Source organism: Stenotrophomonas sp. B2 (assembly GCF_014947095.1).
Classification (GTDB): domain Bacteria; phylum Pseudomonadota; class Gammaproteobacteria; order Xanthomonadales; family Xanthomonadaceae; genus Stenotrophomonas; species Stenotrophomonas maltophilia_P.
The window spans coordinates 60,193-76,585 of record NZ_JADCQA010000003.1; the positions used below are offsets into that span (position 1 = coordinate 60,193).

At 66.5% G+C, this 16,393-nt stretch carries 18 protein-coding genes; 9 read left to right on the top strand and 9 right to left on the bottom strand.

The window, feature by feature from the left end:
- Nucleotides 1-112 precede the first annotated feature (112 nt).
- The 3 genes from IMX13_RS04035 to IMX13_RS04045 all read right to left on the bottom strand — a co-directional run bounded on the left by IMX13_RS04035 (nucleotide 113) and on the right by IMX13_RS04045 (nucleotide 1,958).
- Nucleotides 113-610: a CS1 type fimbrial major subunit gene (locus IMX13_RS04035; protein ID WP_193395814.1), complete on the bottom strand. Its 498-nt coding sequence runs from the start codon at nucleotides 608-610 to the stop codon at nucleotides 113-115.
- 66 nt (nucleotides 611-676) lie between these two features.
- Nucleotides 677-1,420 carry a molecular chaperone gene (locus IMX13_RS04040; RefSeq protein WP_193395815.1) on the bottom strand — a complete coding sequence of 248 codons (744 nt, stop codon included), beginning with the start codon at nucleotides 1,418-1,420 and terminating at the stop codon, nucleotides 677-679.
- Nucleotides 1,421-1,592: 172 nt separating this feature from the next.
- A complete protein-coding gene (locus IMX13_RS04045) occupies nucleotides 1,593-1,958 on the bottom strand; it encodes a hypothetical protein (protein WP_193395816.1) in 366 nt (121 codons plus the stop codon).
- Nucleotides 1,959-2,392: 434 nt separating this feature from the next.
- On the opposite strand from IMX13_RS04045, the gene IMX13_RS04050 reads away from it, so the two are divergent.
- Nucleotides 2,393-2,698, top strand: a complete 306-nt coding sequence (locus tag IMX13_RS04050; protein ID WP_154582308.1) for a hypothetical protein — start codon at nucleotides 2,393-2,395, stop codon at nucleotides 2,696-2,698.
- Between the two features lie 35 nt (nucleotides 2,699-2,733).
- On the opposite strand, the gene IMX13_RS04055 is transcribed toward IMX13_RS04050, so the two are convergent.
- Nucleotides 2,734-2,937, bottom strand: a complete 204-nt coding sequence (locus IMX13_RS04055) for a hypothetical protein (protein WP_193395817.1) — start codon at nucleotides 2,935-2,937, stop codon at nucleotides 2,734-2,736.
- Between the two features lie 90 nt (nucleotides 2,938-3,027).
- Nucleotides 3,028-3,672 (bottom strand): response regulator transcription factor, encoded by a 645-nt coding sequence (locus tag IMX13_RS04060; RefSeq protein WP_065182299.1) that lies wholly within the window; start codon nucleotides 3,670-3,672, stop codon nucleotides 3,028-3,030.
- A gap of 83 nt (nucleotides 3,673-3,755) precedes the next feature.
- On the opposite strand from IMX13_RS04060, the gene IMX13_RS04065 reads away from it, so the two are divergent.
- Nucleotides 3,756-4,394 carry a response regulator transcription factor gene (locus tag IMX13_RS04065; protein WP_065182300.1) on the top strand — a complete coding sequence of 213 codons (639 nt, stop codon included), beginning with the start codon at nucleotides 3,756-3,758 and terminating at the stop codon, nucleotides 4,392-4,394.
- A 282-nt stretch (nucleotides 4,395-4,676) separates the two neighbouring features.
- Nucleotides 4,677-7,091 carry an ATP-binding protein gene (locus IMX13_RS04070; protein WP_193395818.1) on the top strand — a complete coding sequence of 805 codons (2,415 nt, stop codon included), beginning with the start codon at nucleotides 4,677-4,679 and terminating at the stop codon, nucleotides 7,089-7,091.
- On the opposite strand, the gene IMX13_RS04075 is transcribed toward IMX13_RS04070, so the two are convergent.
- Entirely contained in the window at nucleotides 7,065-8,639 is a 1,575-nt protein-coding gene (locus tag IMX13_RS04075) for a CocE/NonD family hydrolase (protein ID WP_111186921.1), read from the bottom strand. The two genes, IMX13_RS04070 and IMX13_RS04075, sit on opposite strands and share 27 nt — an antisense overlap.
- Nucleotides 8,640-8,845: 206 nt before the next feature.
- Between IMX13_RS04075 and IMX13_RS04080 the strand changes: the two genes are divergently transcribed.
- Both IMX13_RS04080 and IMX13_RS04085 read left to right on the top strand, forming a co-directional pair.
- Nucleotides 8,846-9,760: a hypothetical protein gene (locus IMX13_RS04080; RefSeq protein WP_193395819.1), complete on the top strand. Its 915-nt coding sequence runs from the start codon at nucleotides 8,846-8,848 to the stop codon at nucleotides 9,758-9,760.
- A 93-nt stretch (nucleotides 9,761-9,853) separates the two neighbouring features.
- Nucleotides 9,854-10,549 (top strand): HAD family phosphatase, encoded by a 696-nt coding sequence (locus IMX13_RS04085; protein WP_193395820.1) that lies wholly within the window; start codon nucleotides 9,854-9,856, stop codon nucleotides 10,547-10,549.
- Nucleotides 10,550-10,594: 45 nt separating this feature from the next.
- On the opposite strand, the gene IMX13_RS04090 is transcribed toward IMX13_RS04085, so the two are convergent.
- Both IMX13_RS04090 and IMX13_RS04095 read right to left on the bottom strand, forming a co-directional pair.
- Nucleotides 10,595-11,020, bottom strand: coding sequence for a VOC family protein (locus IMX13_RS04090; RefSeq protein WP_053515885.1), 426 nt, complete (start codon nucleotides 11,018-11,020; stop codon nucleotides 10,595-10,597).
- Between the two features lie 10 nt (nucleotides 11,021-11,030).
- Nucleotides 11,031-11,492, bottom strand: a complete 462-nt coding sequence (locus tag IMX13_RS04095; RefSeq protein WP_065182306.1) for a helix-turn-helix transcriptional regulator — start codon at nucleotides 11,490-11,492, stop codon at nucleotides 11,031-11,033.
- Between the two features lie 204 nt (nucleotides 11,493-11,696).
- Between IMX13_RS04095 and IMX13_RS04100 the strand changes: the two genes are divergently transcribed.
- From IMX13_RS04100 to IMX13_RS04115, 4 genes are all read left to right on the top strand, one after another.
- Nucleotides 11,697-12,569, top strand: coding sequence for an NAD(P)-dependent oxidoreductase (locus IMX13_RS04100; RefSeq protein ID WP_193395821.1), 873 nt, complete (start codon nucleotides 11,697-11,699; stop codon nucleotides 12,567-12,569).
- Between the two features lie 96 nt (nucleotides 12,570-12,665).
- Nucleotides 12,666-13,805 (top strand): SPFH domain-containing protein, encoded by a 1,140-nt coding sequence (locus IMX13_RS04105; protein ID WP_193395822.1) that lies wholly within the window; start codon nucleotides 12,666-12,668, stop codon nucleotides 13,803-13,805.
- A gap of 21 nt (nucleotides 13,806-13,826) precedes the next feature.
- Nucleotides 13,827-15,179 carry a hypothetical protein gene (locus tag IMX13_RS04110; RefSeq protein ID WP_065176084.1) on the top strand — a complete coding sequence of 451 codons (1,353 nt, stop codon included), beginning with the start codon at nucleotides 13,827-13,829 and terminating at the stop codon, nucleotides 15,177-15,179.
- Nucleotides 15,176-15,433 (top strand): hypothetical protein, encoded by a 258-nt coding sequence (locus IMX13_RS04115; RefSeq protein ID WP_053515893.1) that lies wholly within the window; start codon nucleotides 15,176-15,178, stop codon nucleotides 15,431-15,433. The genes IMX13_RS04110 and IMX13_RS04115 overlap by 4 nt, the downstream gene beginning before the upstream one ends.
- A gap of 60 nt (nucleotides 15,434-15,493) precedes the next feature.
- On the opposite strand, the gene IMX13_RS04120 is transcribed toward IMX13_RS04115, so the two are convergent.
- On the bottom strand, nucleotides 15,494-16,390 hold the full coding sequence (locus IMX13_RS04120; protein ID WP_193395823.1) for a tyrosine-protein phosphatase: 897 nt from the start codon (nucleotides 16,388-16,390) through the stop codon (nucleotides 15,494-15,496).
- Nucleotides 16,391-16,393: the final 3 nt, after the last annotated feature.

The window sequence follows — 16,393 nt, forward strand, 5'->3', positions numbered from 1 at the left end:
CGGGCCCCCGCACCCCCGGGGGGCGGGGCCCCCCCGGCTGGCCCCGCCGGTGCGTAACGCGCGCCCGCTCTCCCGGGGGGAGCGGGCGCGCCCGGTCTGCACAGGACTGTGCTTACGGCGAACGGCTTTCGAACATCATCGAAACGGTGCCGCTGTAGTTGCCCTGCAGGTAGTCGCCGCCGGCCGGCGCCGCTGCGATGGACACGAGGGCACGCTTGCCAGCCGCAGCCTCGACTTCAGTCGCGACTTCAACGGCGGCGGCCGGGCCCACGTCCAGGGTCTTGCCGGCCACGGAAACCGTCATCGGCATTTCACCGGCGTCTGCCGCCAGCTTGGCGTCGTAGGCAAGGTGCGCAGTGATCGCGCCCAGGCCGCTCTTCATGTCGATCTGCTTCTGCACCGGCTCCAGGCGCTGCGTGCTCATGTTCCACGGCAGGTCCTGGGTTTCGCCGGCCCAGTCACCCACCGGGGAAATCTGCAGGCCGGTCGGCGACGGCACGGTGGCCGTGACGTTGATCTGCAGCGGGAACTGCTCCGGATCGGCGAAGGCGACGGCCGGCGACAGGATAAGGGTGGCCAGGGCGGCCACGGTGATGGACTTCAGGTTCATTGCAATTGCTCCAGGGTTGGAAAGTGCCGACGTGTGCGGCGGTGGACGCAGCTTCAGAGGAAGCTGCTAGTCGAGCAGGACGGATTTACGGGATTTCCCCTCGACGATTTCAAAGCGATGGTCTTGGCCAGGCAGATGTGCGAATGCCTCGCTGCGTCCGGGCAACAGATGCACCCTGCGCGAGGCGCCGCATTGCCCGGGCTGTGTGCCGGTGCTGCACTGGCGCACGTTGTCGAGCACCACGGTGCTGTTGCCCGCGTTGTGCACCACGGTGCGGTCGGCCTGGCGATCAGTGCGCAGATCGGACGACGGCTTTTCCGGATGCACGATGACGAAGACGCCGTAACCGGTGAGCACGTTGACGCCGGCCGCGATGGAACGGCGATAGTCCTCGGACTGCGCCTCGGTCAGTGCGAACTCGTCCTCCTTCTTCGGCAGCACAGGCACGAAGCGGACACGGTAATAGCGCTCCTTGTCACGATTGCCGTGGAAGAGCAGCCGCGTGGCCTGCTGCCCCTGGCGCGGAACGATGAGGCGCGAAGGGCTGGCAATCAGGGCATTGCCACCACCGCCATACACACCCGGCTCCACATCGACCTCGTAAGGCGTGTTGTCCTCCGTGTAGCGCACCTCGGTGACCTGCACACGCACGAATGCCGTGGCATCACCGCTGTTGCGGACACGCTTCAGCAATGCGCCCTGGTCGGGCAACAGGTACTCGTACATGGCGCCGACGTGGATCGACGGCATTTCGGCGCTGGCGAACGTGGGCAACAGCAAGGCTGCGCCCAGCAGAATGAGGCGTTTCATCGGAGCTTCCTTGAGGTCGGGGTGCGGCGTTGCCGACACGCTCTTCATCGAAGGGCGCTACGATACGGAGGGATACCTTGCCCGAACATGCAACTATTCCGAATAACTCGGAACTCCGGGCCGAACGGATGAACGGCTCAGGTCTGTGCAGTGCGCACAGTGTGACGGGGCATCAGCGGGTCGCGCCGCAGCTGGAACAGTGGTTCGACAGGCCCATCAGAGCGATCACATGCTGGCGGACCGCATCGTCGGCGCACAGGATCATCACGCCTTCGCCATCGGGCACCGAACGGAACATGCCGTGCAGGGTGATCGGAGCGGCGGTGCGTGTGGATATGGCAACGGTATGGATGCGACCGCGGCCGCACGCGCTGCGCAGCGCACGCTGCTCTGCGCCGGCGCCCTGCCTTCCTGCGTGACCGACGCCACGGGGCTCCAGCCCGATGCTTACCGTCAGTGACCGGCCCATGAACCGGCTGGTGATCACCGGCACATCGCGATCGGGGAATCGGCACAGGAAGGCAATGTGGCTGCGCACGCCTGCCTCTTCCGATGCAGATGACGGCCCCAGGATGGCACCTTCATCATGGGGCATCGTTGCGGAGTCCCGGCACAGGCAGTGACGCAGATCCGACAGTACTCCGGCTCCCGCTGCGAACATCGTCTTGACCCCCTCGACATGGTCCATGTAGGTAACAGTCCCCTCGCCGCTTCCTGCGCCGGCGCGCCGTCCATGCTATGTCCGCCTGCTGGAGCACTCAATCGAACAACTCCGAAGTTCAGCGCGGATCGCCCTGTCCGGCCAGCTCGGCAACGAATGATTGATAAAAGTTCTATGGAAAGAACGCGGACTTGATTGCACTGTTGCCATATTGCACTGCAGCGAAACCCGCTGGAGCTGCACTGTCGGCGCGATGGCGCGCCGTTTGACCCGGCCGGAGATGCGGTGTTCGGATGCGTGTGTGCTTTCTGATGAAGTTCGACCTGCGGCGTGATCGCCATGGCCTCGCGCCCCCGCTCTACGCCTACGTCTGTGCCCATGCGACATCGCGGGAGATCGCACTGCGCAAAGCCTCGCGCGTGCTGTCGAGAATCGTGATGGACGACAGTCAGACGAAGTGGATGATGATGGAGTGCAAGGACGTGGTGCAGGCATGTCGCTCCGGGCTTCTGCCCGTGGAAGAGACACTACTGGAGCAGGCAAGCGCGGCGAGGTCCGGCGTTGCTGCACTGTATCGGGAATCGGTGCAGATCGTGGGCGTCACGGAACAGCGATGATGTGTGCGGGCGCCCCACTCCACCCGCGTGGCCGCCTAGGCCTGCCGGGGCACGGCGCTGCGACCGCCCATCTCGTCGTGACGGTGGTTCTCCCACGTGCTGCGCAGCTGCCTCCGCTGCGGCGCGGACGCATACATGTAGCCGTTCAATGAATCAAGGAACCACCGCTGCTGCTCGACATCCAGTGCAGCGAACCGTGCAAGCACTCCGGCTACGCAGGCATCCAGTTCAATGGTCATTCCGCTCCCCCGGACTACGAGTTAAGTTGCAGTCACTGTATGGATGGCAGTTCACTTCCACAATCGAACTAGTTTGCAAATGCCGCAGGCCTATCCGCCATCGGCACAGGTCACCCAGCCATTGGCAGCAGCATAGCGATGGACATCGATGGTGCTGTTGAGGCCGAGCTTCTTCATCGCCGAGCGCTTCTGTGCACTAATGGTCTGTACGCTGCGGCACAACTGGCGGGCCACCTCGCGCTGGCTGTAACCTTCGACCAGAAGGCGCAGGACCTCCAGCTCGCGCCCGGACAGCACCACGCCCGGCAACTGCTCATGCAGCGAAGCGAGTTCGAGCATCCGCGGCGACAGGTGGTTCCTGCCGACCGCCGCGGCGAGAATGGCCGGTGGCAGGTACTCCAGCGGATCGGACTTGGCAACGATGCATTTCACGCCGGCCCGCTGCGCATGCTCGATGATGTGGCTGCTGTCGTTCCCGGTGAGCAGGACGAGCGCCGTGCGAGGAAAGCGTCGCAGGAGGAAGCGGATCAATGACAGACCGTCTCCGTACTCGCCACCCGGCATCGAGTAGTCGATCACCGCGACCTGCACGCTGGTGGTGGCCAGCAGGTTGACGAGCTCGCTCGAATTCCTGGCACACCCCCGCAGGGACAGGTCCGGGTGTGCGGCGATGAGCCGGGCAACGCCGATGGTGACCACGGGGTGATCATCGGCGATGATGAATTCGACAGGCATGTTTCGCGCCTCCTTCTGTTGACGCTTGTCAGGTTGGCCGTGAAGTTTCCTGTTCGCGAAAACGCAATGCGAAGGAAAACACTATGAAAGACCGAGTCGAGGATGTTGTCATTGCCGACGATCATCCGATCACACGCTTTGCGGTTGAGGCGATCGTCGATGAGCAGGCAGGATTCCAATGCCTGGCCAGCGTTGCAAACGGCGTCGAACTGCTGGACCTCCTCGCTGTCCAGCCTGCCGATGTTGCCGTCGTCGACTACTCCATGCCCGCTGGCGACGGCTGCGATGGCCTGGCGTTGGTGGATACGTTGTGCAGCAGGTACCCGGCACTGCGCATCGTGGTTCTCACCGCGCTGGACCAGTGGCCGATCATCCAGGTTCTGCTCACGCGCGGGGTGGCCGCGGTGGTCAGCAAGTCGGATGACCTGCGGCATGTCGCCAGAGCGTTGCTGGCCGCATCCCAGGGACGCCGGTATTTCTCACCCGCCATCCTGGCCAGCCGCGATGTGAACGGATTCGATTCCGCCGGCGAACTGCTCTCGCCTCGCGAAGCACAGGTGGTACATCTGCTCCTGGCGGGCAAGGGCGTGAATGAGATTGCGCTTGAGCTGGCGGTCACCAAGCAGACGGTCAGCACCCAGAAGCGTGCGGCAATGCGCAAGCTCGGCGTGAGCAGCAATGCCGAACTTTTCAGGTTCGCATCGGAGTTGGGACTGGAATGAGCGCGTCTGCCGACGGGCGCGCCCAGGGTCGCGTTGGCACCTCGTGTAGTGGGAAGGCGGCAGCGGGCCGGGGCAGGAATGATGTACGGCTCGTTCAGGTTCTCCAATACAATTAGTTGCAAAGACGCATCGGGCACTCTTTGCTAGCCTTCCAGCACCGAAATGGAGGAGCACCGCGGGGTGACAGCACCGCGTCGCCACGGCTTCTTCAGCACAACGTCCCGTGAGATCCGCTCACGTGCTTTGCCCGCCTCTGGAAGGCCGATGAAACGATCAACAGGAATGGCCGGGCTGCTGGCTGCAGCCGCGCTTTTGCTCTGCGCGCTTGCCACGGGAGTCCATCACTCCTCCCGCAACGACGACGCCACGCAGGCGCGCATCATCCGTGTGGCCGCCGATCCGCAGTTGGACGGAGGGCGTGCGGTTGGCTTCGCCACCGGGAAAGGTGCTTCCGCCTATCGCTACATGATGCACATCGCCGGGCTCGCGGGCGTCCGCTTCCAGTTCGTACCCACCGGATCGCCCACGGAGGCCTACCGTCAGCTTCAGTCGGGCAAGGTGGATCTGGTGCCTTCGGTCATGGACCTGGATCTTCCGCAGGATGACCGCTTCCTGGTGTCGCCACCCTACTTCGAGGGCAGGACACTGCTGTTCTCGCGCGCGGCGGGGCCCGGTTTCGCTACGCTTGGCGCGCTGGCCGGCCACGTGGTCGCCGTACGCGAGGGCAGCCAGTACGTCGACTGGATCCGGCGCCATCATCCGGATATCAAGGTGCTGGAGTTCACGGGAGTGCCGCAGATCCTCGGTGCGGTCGAGTCGGGAGCGGCGGATGCGGCGCTGGGAACCGATGCGCTGTACAACCCGGTGATCCGCCGATACTTCCAGCATACGCTGGTCGCGTCCGGTGCGGTCGCGGAGCTGCCGATCGTGGTGCGTGCGGTGGTCAGGCGCGAGGACAAGGCGCTGCTGGACACCATCGACAGCGGACTCCGCGCGCTTTCGGTCGCGCATCACCGGGATGTGATCGATGGCTGGCTCGAGACGGTGTACCGCACGCCGCCCTCGGTCGGCGCAATCCTGCTGTACTACCGGACGGAAGCGATTTCCGCCGCCCTCGTCCTGCTGGCGCTGGCGTTCGCGGCCTACCAGATGAAGCGATCACGGGATCTGGCCAAACGCGCCGCGCAGGAGAAGGCAAGGATGCTGGCCGTGGTCAGCCATGAAATCCGCAATTCGGCCAATGCGCTGCTTTCGGCAACCGACCTGCTCGGCAAGGGACCCGTGCTTCCGGAGCAGGAAGAGGCCCTCGATGCAGCCCTGGCCAGTGCCTCCAGCCTCAGTCTTCTGCTGAACAACGCATTGGAGTACTCGCGATTTGAAGGAGGCAGCCGCGCAGCGGAGCCAACGCGCGTCGCGCTGCGCCCCCTGCTCGAGGAGTCGGTGCGCGCGTTCCGCCCGCAGGCGCGCGAGCGCAACGTGACATGCCATGTGGAACTGCCCTGTGGCGAGCCGGGCGATCTGTGGATCGATCCCATCGTGGTGCGGCAGGTGGTCGTCAACCTGTTGTCCAACGCGATCAAGTTCACACGCAACGGTGACGTACGTGTACGCCTGTGGGTGGAGGCCGGCACGTCCGGGCACTGCACGCTGAACATCGAGGTCATCGACAGCGGTATCGGCATGAGTGCCGAGGAGCGCGACGCCTTGTTCTCCGACTACTGGCAGAGCCGGCAGGGACGCGCCCTGGGCGGTGCTGGCCTGGGCCTGTCCATCTGCTCGCGCATCACGCAGCGGCTGGGGGGTTCCATCCAGGTGGAGAGCAGCCCCGGAAAAGGCAGTCGCTTCCACGTCGTGCTTCCCGCACGTCACGCGCGAGCCTGCGAACCTTCCGCTCCCACGCTCGCACTCCAACAGCAGGCGACCGCCACGCACGGGAATCCATCGGTACTGATCGTGGAGGACCATATCTACAGTGCACGGATGTTCAAGGCGCAGATCGAGGCGATGGGGCTGTCGGTGACCTTGGCGACGGATGCTGCGCATGCCCTGCGCGTAATCCGGACGGCTCCTCGGTTCGGCTCGATCCTGCTGGACTGCAACCTGCCCGACATGGATGGCTACGCACTGTGCCGGCGGATCCGCGCGATTGAGCACTCGCGGCGGCAAGGACGTGCCAGCATCCTGGCGATCTCAGCGATGGAGGGCGTTGAACATGCGAAGGAGTGCGCCGAGGCGGGGTTCGATCACGTCGTGACCAAACCTCTCTCCACCTTCCAGCTCAGGGCGTGGCTGGGCCGCGGACCGGGGGACGAGATCGCACGCGGAATGCTGGAGATCTTCTGGGAATCGTATGACAGCGACCTGCAGGATCTCCAGGTCGCGGTCGAGGCGGGCGTCTGGGGCAAGGCCAGCGACATGGCCCACCGCATCTGCGGCAGCGCGGCCATCGCTGGCGAGCGTGGCATCGAAGCCATCGCGCGGGCCCTGATGCCGGCACTGCGCCAACGCACGGCAGACCCGGCGTCGGCCAGTGACATCGCCCGCCTCATCGAAGACCTGCGATGGTATGCGGCGCATGGCACGCGGATGCAGCAGGCGCCGCTGGCAGCGGCGCCGTGCGCTTCCTCCGCCGCACGCGGCCGCGTCCCCGTCGAGGAACGCGGCATTGCCTCAGTGCAAGGGCACCCGCAGGACTGAAGGTGCGTTGGCCGGGGAACTGAAGGTGACCGTTCCGCCCAGCTGGCTGACGCCGGCATAGCGCAGGTCCACGGTGTCGATCACCAGGGTCAGCCGGCTTCCGGCCGGGATGTTCCAGCTGCTCGCTTCAAGACGCAGATCGAGCGTGCTGGCCTGCCCTGGGGTCGCGCTGCGCAGGGTGTACGGCTTGTGGCTGATCAGCTGCCCGTTGCCGAGGACGTCCTCGACGAACAGATACGCATAGAGCGTGGTATCGGCCCGGCTTGGGGTGACGGTGACGCGCACTTCCGGCATGCCGTCCAGGCGACGGGCGCTCCAGTAGACCGGGCTCTGCCAGACGCCGGCGGCATTGCGGCCGATGAAGGGCACGTAGGCGCCAGGCGCAACGTTGATCATCTGCAGGGAGCCGGACACCATCGCGACACCGGAGTTGGCAGCGGTCGGCAGGCCACTGCCGATGCGGTAGCTCCAGCCACTGCTGCGCCCGTTCTCGACCAGGCCGCCCGTGGGAAGCAGCAGTCCGCCCGGCGCGGTCAGCGCGTACTGGGTCGCCCCGGCACGGGTCGCCTGCCAGTCTGCATAGGTGTTCCAGCTGCCCTTCTGCGACTTCAGCTGCACGGCCGGGGCACGATCGATGCCGTTCGCCACGCCCTTGAGGTAGTGATCGAACCAGTCCCCCACCGAGGCGTAGACCTCATTCGGCACGCCCAGCGCACCCAGCGCCTCGTTGAGGGCATGATCACCATGACGCAGCTGCAGCTGCTTGGGGCCGGTCAACGCATTGAAGAAGTCCACCAGCTGGCCGGGCGGGAACAGGCTGTCGTTGAAGGCATTGGCCAGGAAGATGGCGGGGCGGTTGGCGTTGATCTCCGCCACGCTGGCCGATGGGCTGCGCAGTGCCGCAACCGGCAGCAGCGATTCGACCGCGCCCTGGAAGTTGCCGGTCACCACCCTGCGGTTGATCGTGGCCAGCTCCTCACCGGGACGGCCGGTGGCCAGGCCGGCGGCCACCAGCAGGGCAATGCCCTGCGCGCTGGGCGTGTTGTTGCTGTACAGCGCCGCCTGCAGGTCGGCCCAGCCGCTCAGTGCGGCCACCGCCTTGATGCGCGGATCACGCGCCGCCGCCAGCAGGCTGGTGCCGGCGCCGTAGGAGATGCCGGACACACCGATGCGGGCGGGATCGGCCCGGGTGTTGTCCAGCGCCCAGTCGATCAGCGCGCTGACATCCTCCACGGTGGCGGGTCCGGCGATGTCGATCGCCCCACCCGACTCCCAGAATCCGCGCGAACTGTAGCTGAGCACGATATAGCCACGCTGGGCCAGCGCCTGCGCGACGCCGACATATTCCACGCTGGGAACGGCCCAACTGCTGGGCATGACCAGCAGCGGAAGGCGTCCCTCGCCCTGCCCCTGCGGCTGGATGACGAATACCCCGAGCGGTGTTCCGTCCCAGCTGGGTATCGTCTGATGGGTGGTGGTGACGGTCACCGCCCAGGCGGCAGGTGACAGGCCGGTCAACAGGATCAACAGCAGCAGCATCTTGCGCATCGTCGTTTCTCCCCGTCGCTGCAGTGCGACGAGCCGGACCGTACCAGTGCGAATGGTGGGAGACACCTTGCGACGCAACATGGCGGGAACGCCCCGTCTCGCCGGGCTTGAACATGAATGCGGCGTGCTAGGCTCGAGCGTGCCGATGCAGGCATACAGACAGCTCCCTGCCCGTGCCGGTGGATCCGGTTGCCAAGAAGAGGTCGATGGTGAAGTTCCCGTTCCGGATGGCCGCGTGCGTGGCCGCCCTGCTGGTCCTCCTGGCGATGACGCTTGTCGTCGCCTCGCGGCGGTCTGCGGACACCACGCAATCACCCACGGCCACTACCGGAGCCGAGGCTGCGCTGCACGGTGCGCCGGCGTCGGCAGCCGCCGCGGGTACCGGACAGGCCAAGCCCGTGCTTTCACCCATGGCGCGCTACCGCGAGGCCGCCCGCCTGGATCTGCTCATCGCCGACCTGGAGCAGCGCTCGCGAAGCGGCGACGCCGACGCCAGCCTGGCCCTGAGCCGGATCTACGACGAGTGCGTGATGTTCCTCGACCCCGCGGCAATCGCGACGATCGACATCCCTCCCGAGCGCCGTGCGGCTCTGATACGCAGCCACGCATGGTTGCAGAGGCGCTGTGCCGGGTTCTCGCCTGGCACTGTCGAGAGCATCAGGAACGTCCGGCACTACCGAAGCCTGGCCGCCCGGCAGGGCAGTCTGGTGGCCCAGATAGAAGAGCAGATCAGGCATGCACGTTCTGATCTGTCCCTGGCCGATCACAGGACACTGATTGAAGCCGTCCTCCTGCAGGAGGATGGCGAGGCGTACGTGGCACTTTCCAACCTGATGGGTTCAACGGCAGCCGGCAGGCGCGAGCAGCTGCAGGGCGTTCCCGCCGGCAGCGAGGTCGCCACAGCGGCCTGGATGCTCGCAGGATGCCGGCTCGGCGTCCCCTGCGGAATCGACTCTCCGCTGCTCAACCGCCTGTGCAGTCAGGCAGGCATGTGCGGGCCGGAGTCGGTCGAGGACCTGTTCACCAGCGACCTGCAGCCGGAAGACAGGGACGCTGCCCAGGCCGGGGCTGATGCGATCTTCGCGTTGGCGCATCGCATGGGACGGGAACCGGGCCTGTAGTCGGCGCGCCCTCGGCATCCCATGCGCAGCCCGGCAACCCGGCGCTGCGCGAACCGGCGATAATGATGGGCTTTTCACTGGCAGGAGTTGTCGATGTCCCCCTACCCCTTCGATGCGGTGCTGTTCGACTGCGATGGCGTACTGGTGGATTCCGAGCCGCTGGTGGCCCGTGTGCTCTCCGAGATGCTGAGTGCGCGCGGCTGGCTGCTGACCCCCGCCCAGGCAGGCGAGGTCTTTCTCGGCAAGTCCGTCGCCGGATTGGCCGGCCTGATCGAGGAGCGCACGGGAAAACCCTTCACCGCCGAATGGCTGGAGGAGTTCCGCCAGCAGCGCAATCGTGCCCTGGAGCGGGACCTGACCGCCATCGAAGGTGCCCCTGAAGCCGTGCGGGCCATCCACGCCGCCACCGGCGGCCGCATCGCCTGCGCGTCCGGCGCGGACCTGCACAAGGTGGAGCTGCAGCTGCGCAAGGTCGGTTTGTTCGACGCCTTCGAGGGCCATGTCTTCAGCGGCCAGGACATGCCGCGCAGCAAACCGCATCCGGATGTCTACCTGGCCGCTGCCGCTTCGCTGGGCGTCGAGCCGCGACGCTGTGCGGTGATCGAGGACACCGTGACCGGCGCTGCGGCCGGCGTGGCCGCGGGTGCCACCGTGTTCGGCTTCAGCGAGGGCGGGCCGCACCACAGCACCCCGGAGGCACTGCGCGCCGCAGGTGTCCATCGGGTGTTCGCGCGCATGGATGAGCTGCCGGCCCTGCTGGCCGCCCACGCGGCCGGCGCCGTGGCGTGATCCGGTCAACCGGATGCAGCGTGGGGCCGGCCCCGCGCCCGCGGCTCATGGCCGCCGCCTCGCATCGGACCGGGCCTCGATCATCTTCCAGCCGTTGCCGGAAGGATCACGGAATCCGGCATCGACCGCGCCGTAGCGCTCGACCGGTTCCTGGGTGAACTCGACCCCGCGCTGTCGCCAAGCTTCGTAGGTGGCCCGGCAATCGTCCACCGCGAGCACCAGGGGCGGCATCGCGCCCTTGGCCAGCAACTGCTGCAGGCTCGCCGTGGTGGCAGCGTCGTGGACCGGTGGGCCGGGCCGGAACAGGCCAAGCTGGACGCCGTCCTGCCCGGGGCTGCGGACCGTCAGCCAGCGGTAGTCACCGTTGCGCACATCGGTGTGCACCTCGAAGCCGAGCTTGCCGACGTAGAAGTCGAGTGCTTCATCCTGGTCGCGCACGTACAGGCCGACCACATTCACGCTGTTCGTCATGGGACCTCCCTCAGTCGGGAGCGACGTTAGCAGCGCTGTCGCGTCGCCGCTTCTCCAGAACTGCGGTCTTCAGGTCAGGGCGTCGCGCCGCGCGGGCGTGGCACTCCGGTACCCGACCCTGCGCCGCCACCCCTGCGCGCTCGCGTTCGCGGATGGCACCCGGGCTGGCGCCGGTGATGTCACGGAAGATGCGGCCAAAGGTGCCCAGGCTGACCCAGCCGGTCGCCAGCGCGATCTCAGTGATGGGCAGTTCGGTCTCGCGCAGCAGGGCAACCGCCCGCTCGATGCGCCGGCTGAGCAGGTAGCGGTGGGGCGGTATGCCAAACGCCTGCTTGAAGGAGCGTGCGAAGTGCGCCACGGACACTGCGCTGACCTCGGCCAGACGGGCGACCGGCCACGGTTCGTGGCTGGCGCGGTCCATGCAGTCGCGGGCACGCAGCAACCGGCGCAGCAGTTCCGGGCTCTGGTTCATGGCCTCCCCGCATGCACGAGGCAGGGCCACGCATCCCCCGCGCACGCCACCCCTTCAATGGCGTGCGGGGATGCGGACAGGGGCGATGGGTATCGGGCGGCCATGAGCCGGCCCAGCCTGCGTCCCCGACTGCGCGCGGTCAATCCCTGCCGGTCGCCGGCGCCCTGCGGCATCATGGGCGCCTTGTCCCCAGCGGAAGCAGTCATGCCTGTCGGATTCATCGGGCTCGGAGTGATGGGAACGCCGATGGCGTCGCACCTGGCGCGGACGGGAAGCCAGGTACTGGGATGGTCGCGCTCGGGCCGCAACGACGCCGAGGCGGTCGCCGCCGGTGTCGAAGTAGCCGATGGCGTTGAAGACGTGTTCGCTGCCTGCGGCACGATCATCCTCATGCTCGCCAACGACGCGGCGATCGACAGCGTGCTGGCACGCGACAGCCCCGAATTCGCCGCGCGTGCTGCCGGTCGCCTGCTGATCAACATGGGGACCAGCTCCGCGTCCTATTCGCAGGCATTGGCACAACAGGTGCGCGCAGCCGGCGGGCGCTATGTGGAAGCCCCGGTATCCGGCTCGCGGGTGCAGGCCGAAGCCGCGCAGCTGGTCATCCTGCTGGCAGGTGAAGACGAGGACGTCGCACAGGCCTCCGCGCTGGTGGCGCCGCTGGGCAGGCAATGCGTTCACTGCGGCAATGTTCCCGCGGCATTGCGCATGAAGCTCGCCGTGAACCTGTACCTGATCACGCTGGTGACCGGCCTGGCCGAGGCCGTGCATTTCGCCGAAGCGCACGGCATTCCGCTGGAGCGCTTCGCGCAGGTGCTTGATGCCGGCCCGATGGCCAGTGACGTTTCGCGGATCAAGCTCGACAAGATGGTGCGCGGCGACTATGCGGTGCAGGCGTCGATCACCGACGTGCTGAAGAACAGCCAGCTGGTGGCTGCGGCGGCGCGCGACGCCGGCATTCCGGCACCGCTGATCGAGGCCAGCGATGCTCTCTTCGCTCGCGCCCAGCGGCTCGGCCTGGGCGGGCTGGACATGGCGGCCGTGCTGCAGGCGCTGCGAGGACCGCCCGCCGCCTGATTCAGCAAGGGATGGCACGCCCGCCCCCGCCCGCTGCTATATTCAGGCGGGCTCGACAGGCATGGTGCCTGTCCACGCAACAACAGGGAGTTGGCCATGGGTCTGGTACAGGCGGTGAAGGGTGCGGTCGGTGGTGTGCTGGCCGACCAGTGGAAGGACTTCTACACCGTGCCCACCGGCCTACCGGCCACCGCAGCCCTGTTCGCTGCGGTCCCGCAGGGCACCAATGCCGGGCGCGGCTCCAATACCCACGCGTCGTCCAACATCATCAGCAACGGCTCGAAGATCGTCGTGCCCGAGGGCTACGGCCTGCTGCTGTTCCAGGACGGTGCGATCACCGCCTTCGTCGCCGAACCGGGCGGATACGAATGGCGCTCGGACGACCTGAACTCGCAGTCCCTCTTCGCCGGCGATGGCCTGGTCAGCACCTTCATCAAGCAGAGCTGGGAGCGCTTCAAGTTTGGTGGCCAGCCGGGAAGCCAGCAGGCCGCCTTCTTCGTCTCGCTGAAGGAACTGCCGGACAACCGTTTCGGCACCCAGTCGGAGATCTACTGGGATGACGGTTTCCTCAACACCCAGGTCGGCGCGGTCACCCGCGGTTCGTACACGTTGAAGATCGTTGATCCGATCCTGTTCGTGAAGAACTTCGTACCCGCAGCCTATCTGCAACCGGGCAAGGTGTTCGACTTCACCGACCTGGACAACGCTGCCGCCACCCAGCTGTTCAATGAGGTGGTGGGCTCGCTGGCGCCGGCCTTCAGCCTGTACACCAACGATCCGGGCAAGGGCAACCGCATCACCCGGCTGCAGCAGGATTCGATCGGCTTCGCGCAGAGCCTGTCGGCCGCCGTCGAGCAGGCCTACCAGTGGCAGAGCGATCGCGGCCTGGCCATCGTCAAGACGGCGATCGTCTCCATCGAATACGACGCCACCACCCGCGAACTGCTCAAGACCGTGCAGCGCGCCGACGCGCTGGCCGGATCGCGCGGCAACTCCAACCTGCAGGCCAGTGTCGCCCAGGGCATCCAGTCCGCCGGCGAGAACGGCGGCGCGGCAGGCCTGGTGGGGGTCGGCATGGCATCGGGCATGTTCGGTGTCGGCGGCATGCAGCAGCCGGCCACCCCGGCCGCGGATGACCCGGTGGCCAAGCTGAAAAAGGCCAAGGAGATGCTGGACCTGGGCCTGATCACCCAGGATGACTATGATGCGTTGAAGGCCAAGGCGCTGGGCCTGTAACCCGCAGGACGCGAACCGCACATGTCAGATCCACGCAACGGACCGCCTCCGCTGCCCGCTTCCGGCCCTGTGACACCGCCGCCGTTGCCGGGGGCGGCGTTGGACGGTCCGGGCTCTCCGCGGGACGTCCCTCCCCCACCCGGCAGCTTCCCGCTAGACACCTCGCAGCTGCCACAGGCGATCCGCGACGAAGTGGACGCCCCGGACCCGCTGGCCATTGACACCTCCGCCACCGAGTTGAAGGACGGCCTGAACCGGTGCCCGAAATGCGGCGCCACCGATATCCGGCCCAAGCTCGGCACGGACATCCTGGTCTGCCTGTACTGCCGTCACGAATGGCATGGCGCCCGGGTGGAAGAGGCGTTCGGTCTGGGCGAGAACATCGACCAGCTGCGTGGCACCATCATTGCCAGCGGTGCACGCGACATCGATGCCGATGCGTCGGCGCTGATGAGCTTCAAATGCACCGGCTGCGGTGCCGAAGTCACGGTCAACACCGAGAGCACGATGACGGCGCGCTGCCACTGGTGCCGGCATGTGTTCGGCGTCAACGAGCAGATCGCCAATGGCGCGGTGCCGGATGCGGTACTGCCGTTCCACATCAGCAAGGACGATGCGGTTGCCCGCATCCGCCAGTTCGTCGACAAGCGCCGTCTGTTCGCCCTGAAAGCCTTCAAGGATCAGTTCACGCCCGAGAACGTGGTCGGCGTGTACCTGCCATACATGATCGTGGACAGCAATGTCAGCGCCGCCGTGGCGGGCAAGGGCGAGATCCAGACCCGCCGATACACCGTGGGCAGCGAGAAGAACAAGCGCACCGTATACGATGCCGATGTCTACCAGATCGAGCGCCAGGTGAACTTCACCGTCGACGATCTGCCGCTGGAATCCTCTGCCGAGCGCGGCAATCTGGACATCAGTGCCAACACCAACAACATCATCAACACCATTCTGCCGTTCGACACCAAGAACGCGGTGAAATGGAACGCGTCCTACCTGGCCGGCTTCACGTCCGAGAAGCGCAATCTCGATGTCGAAACGCTGCGCCCGCGGCTGGAGGACCAGCTGCTGTCGATCGCGCGCGCACAGGTGGAAGCGTCGGTGCGCGGCTACAACCGGGGCGTCCGCTGGGAGCAGGAACAGCTGGACGTGCATGGCACCCGCTGGGTATCCATGTACCTGCCGGTCTGGCTGTACTCCTATCATCAGCCCGGCCGCAACGGCGGCATGCTGCACTACATCGCGGTGAACGGGCGTACCGGCGAAACCATGGGAAGCGTGCCCGTGCAGCAGTGGAAGATGCTGCTGGCAGCCCTTACGGCCGGCACGATCATCGAAGCAGTGGCAATCCTCATTCTGATGGCGACCGCATGAGCGACGACAGTGGCCTCTGGCTGTTGGCGGCAGGTCCGGCCGGCGCGACCGCGCTGTACTGGGCGCTGTACCGCTACTACCGCAATACCGACAAATCACACGCCTTCGAGCATGAAACCGAAGTGCAGGCCGCGCCCGTCAGCGGCTCGGACCAGAAGGTGGGCCAGGTGCGCGGCACCGAGGCCACCCGCATCGAGGGCGACAACGTCTACCAGTACCGACGACGCGTGGCGCGGCTGAAACCCAGGCCCTGACGGCCGGGAACGATCGGGGACGCGATCCAACGCGTCCCCGCGCACGCGTCATGGCGACGCTCAGCCTGCCTGGCCCAGCCTGATCTTCAGCTGCCGGATCTCCCGCTCGCTCACCCCGATCGCCTTCAGATAACCCTCGGCACCACCGTACTGGCTGCGCAGCGCCGCCAGGAACCGCTCCATGTTGTCCGGCGCGGTCCCGGCCATCCCGGCCATCTTGCGGCCGATCTCCGGATTCTGCCTGATGAGCGCCATGATCTGCGCGTTCATGGCGCTGTCTTTCGGCTGCCCCTGCAGATAGTGGGCTGAGATCGCATAGTTGTGCACGATGTCCGCTTCGGGCACGCCGGCCAGATCCAGCAGCAGGCCCGCGATGATGCCGGTGCGATCCTTGCCGGCCGTGCAGTGGAACAGCACGGTGCCGTCCTGCTGTGCGGCGATGCGCTGGAACACCTGCTTGAACTGTGGCTGGCTTTGGCCCAGCCACTGTACGTACGCATCGCCCAACGTATCGGGGAAGCTGGCCATCATCTTCTGCAGGTCCATCTGCTCGGTGCCCATCAGTGAGATGCGCTGGTAGTCGAAGCGCTCATCGCGGGCCAGCAGGTCCGGCGACTGCCGTTCCTCGTCTGCGGTACGCAGGTCGATGTCCAGCTTCACCCCGGCCGCGGCCAGCGCGTCGCGGTCTGCGTCGGTCAGGCGGCCGAGGTCGGCGGTGCGCACGAATGCCTCGGCGGGAATCGGCCCATGGCGGCCCTGCAGACCGGCGAAGGTACGCACGTTCCATGCTCCCTGCAGCGGTATTTCCCGCGACGCATCGGCGGCGACAGGCACCACGTTGGCGGTGGCAGTCGGCTTTGCAGCCACGGCCTCCGGGGCATCGGCGGCGACCGCAGTCATGGCCACCGGCAAGCAGAGCATCAGGGCCAGGAAAAGGCTGGCAGGGCGAGTCTTCATGAG

Bases quoted from the DNA above. Each gene is read 5' to 3' on its own strand.
- IMX13_RS04035 (WP_193395814.1), bottom strand. From the start codon at position 610: ATGAACCTGAAGTCCATCACCGTGGCCGCCCTGGCCACCCTTATCCTG.
- IMX13_RS04040 (WP_193395815.1), bottom strand. From the start codon at position 1,420: ATGAAACGCCTCATTCTGCTGGGCGCAGCCTTGCTGTTGCCCACGTTC.
- IMX13_RS04050 (WP_154582308.1), top strand. From the start codon at position 2,393: ATGAAGTTCGACCTGCGGCGTGATCGCCATGGCCTCGCGCCCCCGCTC.
- IMX13_RS04055 (WP_193395817.1), bottom strand. From the start codon at position 2,937: ATGACCATTGAACTGGATGCCTGCGTAGCCGGAGTGCTTGCACGGTTC.
- IMX13_RS04060 (WP_065182299.1), bottom strand. From the start codon at position 3,672: ATGCCTGTCGAATTCATCATCGCCGATGATCACCCCGTGGTCACCATC.
- IMX13_RS04065 (WP_065182300.1), top strand. From the start codon at position 3,756: ATGAAAGACCGAGTCGAGGATGTTGTCATTGCCGACGATCATCCGATC.
- IMX13_RS04070 (WP_193395818.1), top strand. From the start codon at position 4,677: ATGGCCGGGCTGCTGGCTGCAGCCGCGCTTTTGCTCTGCGCGCTTGCC.
- IMX13_RS04075 (WP_111186921.1), bottom strand. From the start codon at position 8,639: ATGCGCAAGATGCTGCTGCTGTTGATCCTGTTGACCGGCCTGTCACCT.
- IMX13_RS04080 (WP_193395819.1), top strand. From the start codon at position 8,846: ATGGTGAAGTTCCCGTTCCGGATGGCCGCGTGCGTGGCCGCCCTGCTG.
- IMX13_RS04085 (WP_193395820.1), top strand. From the start codon at position 9,854: ATGTCCCCCTACCCCTTCGATGCGGTGCTGTTCGACTGCGATGGCGTA.
- IMX13_RS04090 (WP_053515885.1), bottom strand. From the start codon at position 11,020: ATGACGAACAGCGTGAATGTGGTCGGCCTGTACGTGCGCGACCAGGAT.
- IMX13_RS04095 (WP_065182306.1), bottom strand. From the start codon at position 11,492: ATGAACCAGAGCCCGGAACTGCTGCGCCGGTTGCTGCGTGCCCGCGAC.
- IMX13_RS04100 (WP_193395821.1), top strand. From the start codon at position 11,697: ATGCCTGTCGGATTCATCGGGCTCGGAGTGATGGGAACGCCGATGGCG.
- IMX13_RS04105 (WP_193395822.1), top strand. From the start codon at position 12,666: ATGGGTCTGGTACAGGCGGTGAAGGGTGCGGTCGGTGGTGTGCTGGCC.
- IMX13_RS04110 (WP_065176084.1), top strand. From the start codon at position 13,827: ATGTCAGATCCACGCAACGGACCGCCTCCGCTGCCCGCTTCCGGCCCT.
- IMX13_RS04115 (WP_053515893.1), top strand. From the start codon at position 15,176: ATGAGCGACGACAGTGGCCTCTGGCTGTTGGCGGCAGGTCCGGCCGGC.
- IMX13_RS04120 (WP_193395823.1), bottom strand. From the start codon at position 16,390: ATGAAGACTCGCCCTGCCAGCCTTTTCCTGGCCCTGATGCTCTGCTTG.